This window comes from Acetobacter suratthaniensis (genome assembly GCF_017377745.1).
GTDB lineage: Bacteria > Pseudomonadota > Alphaproteobacteria > Acetobacterales > Acetobacteraceae > Acetobacter > Acetobacter suratthaniensis.
Genome location: NZ_JAFVMG010000041.1, coordinates 1 through 2,676 on the forward strand (window position 1 = coordinate 1; position 2,676 = coordinate 2,676).

The following is a 2,676-nucleotide window of genomic DNA, read 5'->3' on the forward strand; positions in this document are numbered from 1 at the left end:
GTTGTTCGTTAGATATGCCTACCGTGATGCTGTTGCATACTGCTTTGGCGTAACCCCGAAATGCCGACGAAACTGATTGATGAGGTGGCTCTGGTCATAAAAGCCAACGCTCGTCGCCGTTTGCGCGGCACTTACGCCTTGAGCAAGCAGCGTTTTGGCGTGACCGAGCCGGATTTGTGTCAGGAATTGATGGACGGACAGTCCAGTCACTGCACGGAAACTGCGCATGAGGTGATATTGGCTGATCCCAACAGCTGAAGCGACCTGATCGATGCTCAGATGTCCGTGGAATTCGTCTGCGAGAAATGCCTGCGCTTTCCGGATATCGGCAGGACGCGATGCGGTTTTGACTGATCGTCCTGTACGCTCGCCATACCGTGCAATGACATGACCCAGCGCTTCATAAACGGCGCATTGCCGCTCGAGCGGATCCTGAGACTGTGAAGCGAGCAACGATGCCTGTAAGAGCCTATCGGCGAGATCCGTGTTCTGGCGGAGAAGGTCGCGTCCAAAGTCGAGATTGCCCTCCCCCGGCAGGATGTCTGCCGCCAGCACGTCGATGAACGGGGCAGTTGGATAGAAAGCGCAGTAATCCCACCCGAGGTCGCATTCTACGGCTTCGCCAGTATGCACTTCCCCCGGTGGGATAATCATGACGGTACCTGGCTCAGCGACGCCTTGATAGCGCGCAATGCGGTGTCGTTGAGCGCCGCGAACGAATGCCGCAATGACGAACTCGTCATGCGAGTGCGCGGGATAGCGATAATCGAAGCAGGATGCCCGCAACACATCCATCCCACCCTGCAGACTGGAATCACGCCACAATTTCAACCTGTCTCGGAGGTTCGCCATCGATCCTTCATCCCAATCTGTGCCCTGTGACGCATCAGAGCAGGATTTTCCAATCCTGTCCCGAATGCATCGATTAGTCAGGATACAGATTATTATGGAGATGAGCGATCAGACATGAATGAGATTTCATCTCAACGCCCTTTGCGCCAGAAGACTATCGGCATTCTTGGCGGCATGAGCAATCAGGCGACTGGCGAATATTATCGGATGCTCAACGAGCAGCTTAACCAGCATCTTGGTGGCTGGGATAATGGTGAAATCATCATCGCATCGGTTAATTTCGGAAACATCCAGTCTTTCGTTCGCGGGGGTCGCTGGGAGGAAGCCAAGGCCTATCTGGAGGACAAGATCCTGCGCCTTGAAGCGGCAGGTGTTGATGTCATCGCGTGCGTCTCCAACACCATGCACCGCGTTGTCGAGCCTGCCATGGTGGGACGGACGACGCCGTTGATCCATATCGCCGACCCGACCGGCGAAGCTATATGCAAGGCGGCCATAGGCCGCGTAGCTTTGCTAGGTACGATGCCGGTCATGCAATCGGAAGCACTACGCAAACGCTATCGCGAGAAATTTGGTATAGGGGTGATTGTCCCGAACGAGACCGACAAGGAGATTGTCGATCGCATCATCTTTGACGAATTGGTTCGTGGTGACCTGAGGCCAGAGTCCAAGGCCGAATATCTGCGTGTAGTCGAAGCGCTACGGGCCGAGGGCGCGGAAGGCGTAATCCTGGGTTGCACCGAGATATTCCTGCTTATCAACCAGTCAGATTTTCCAGCCTTCCCTGTCTTCGATACGACCGCTCTGCATATTCAGGCCATCGTAGACTTTGCTCTGGAAAAATAACTGCTCACCGTTACCTGTGAAGAAACGACACCGACATTCAGGAGAGAGTCATATGCACATGATCGGCCTTATCGGGGGCATGAGCTGGGAAAGCTCGGCAGAATATTACCGCATCATCAACGAAGGCGTTCGCAATAAGCGTGGGCCGACTGCATCCGCACCCTGCCTGCTCTGGTCTTTCGACTTTTCCGAGATCGAGGCGCTTCAGCATAAAGGGGACTGGGAAGGCCTGACCGCAAAAATGGTCGATGCGGCGCAGCGGCTCGAAGCTGGCGGAGCCAAGGTTCTGCTGATCTGCACCAACACCATGCATCGCATGGCCCCAGCGGTACAGGCGGCGGTCAGCATTCCGCTTTTGCATATTGCTGATCCAACAGCAGAGCGGATAAAGGCGGCAGGTTTTTCGAAAGTTGGCCTGCTGGGCACAGCTTTTACAATGGAGCATGATTTCTACAAAGGTCGCCTGATCAACAACCATGGTCTCGACGTTATCGTGCCAAACGACGAGGATCGTGCGACCGTTCATCGCATTATTTATGAAGAGCTGGTGGCAGGCCAGATCAAGGAGGCATCCCGCGTAGCCTACAAAGCAGTCATTGCCCGTTTAGTCGAAGCGGGTGCAGAAGCCATCATTCTGGGCTGTACCGAAATCATGCTGCTGGTAAGGCCCGAGGATAGTAGTGTGCCGATCTTTGACACCACAGCGCTCCACGCTGAGGCCGCGATAGAGTTCACGCTCAAAGATTGACGATTTCGCATCCGTTATACGGTTGACGTACTATCAAGTCAGGTCAGGGAATATGAGAATGAAACCCGTCTGGGCACTGTTCCTCGCGATTTACCTTCTGGCCTCACCCGCTGGTGCGCAAACGATCAGAACCGATTGTCCTGCTTGCAACCTGATGGCCCAACATGAACTTGTCGGCACTGTTGGAGCCGAGATCACGGATCCGCAACAGGCGCATATTGCGGAACGCG

3 protein-coding genes are annotated in these 2,676 nt (G+C 54.7%); 2 read left to right on the plus strand and 1 reads right to left on the minus strand.

From position 1 onward, the window contains the following. Positions 1 to 18 precede the first annotated feature (18 nt). The gene (locus tag J2D75_RS14140; RefSeq protein WP_207855425.1) at positions 19 to 852 is read right to left on the minus strand and encodes a helix-turn-helix transcriptional regulator; all 834 of its coding nucleotides are present in this window, start codon (positions 850 to 852) and stop codon (positions 19 to 21) included. A gap of 114 nt (positions 853 to 966) precedes the next feature. Between J2D75_RS14140 and J2D75_RS14145 the strand changes: the two genes are divergently transcribed. Further along, positions 967 to 1,698: an aspartate/glutamate racemase family protein gene (locus J2D75_RS14145; RefSeq protein ID WP_207855427.1), complete on the plus strand. Its 732-nt coding sequence runs from the start codon at positions 967 to 969 to the stop codon at positions 1,696 to 1,698. A gap of 52 nt (positions 1,699 to 1,750) precedes the next feature. Beyond that, the gene (locus J2D75_RS14150) at positions 1,751 to 2,446 is read left to right on the plus strand and encodes an aspartate/glutamate racemase family protein (RefSeq protein ID WP_207855428.1); all 696 of its coding nucleotides are present in this window, start codon (positions 1,751 to 1,753) and stop codon (positions 2,444 to 2,446) included. Positions 2,447 to 2,676: the final 230 nt, after the last annotated feature.

Coding starts and splice junctions, on each gene's coding strand:
- J2D75_RS14140 (WP_207855425.1), bottom strand. CDS start 852: ATGGCGAACCTCCGAGACAGGTTGAAATTGTGGCGTGATTCCAGTCTG.
- J2D75_RS14145 (WP_207855427.1), top strand. CDS start 967: ATGAATGAGATTTCATCTCAACGCCCTTTGCGCCAGAAGACTATCGGC.
- J2D75_RS14150 (WP_207855428.1), top strand. CDS start 1,751: ATGCACATGATCGGCCTTATCGGGGGCATGAGCTGGGAAAGCTCGGCA.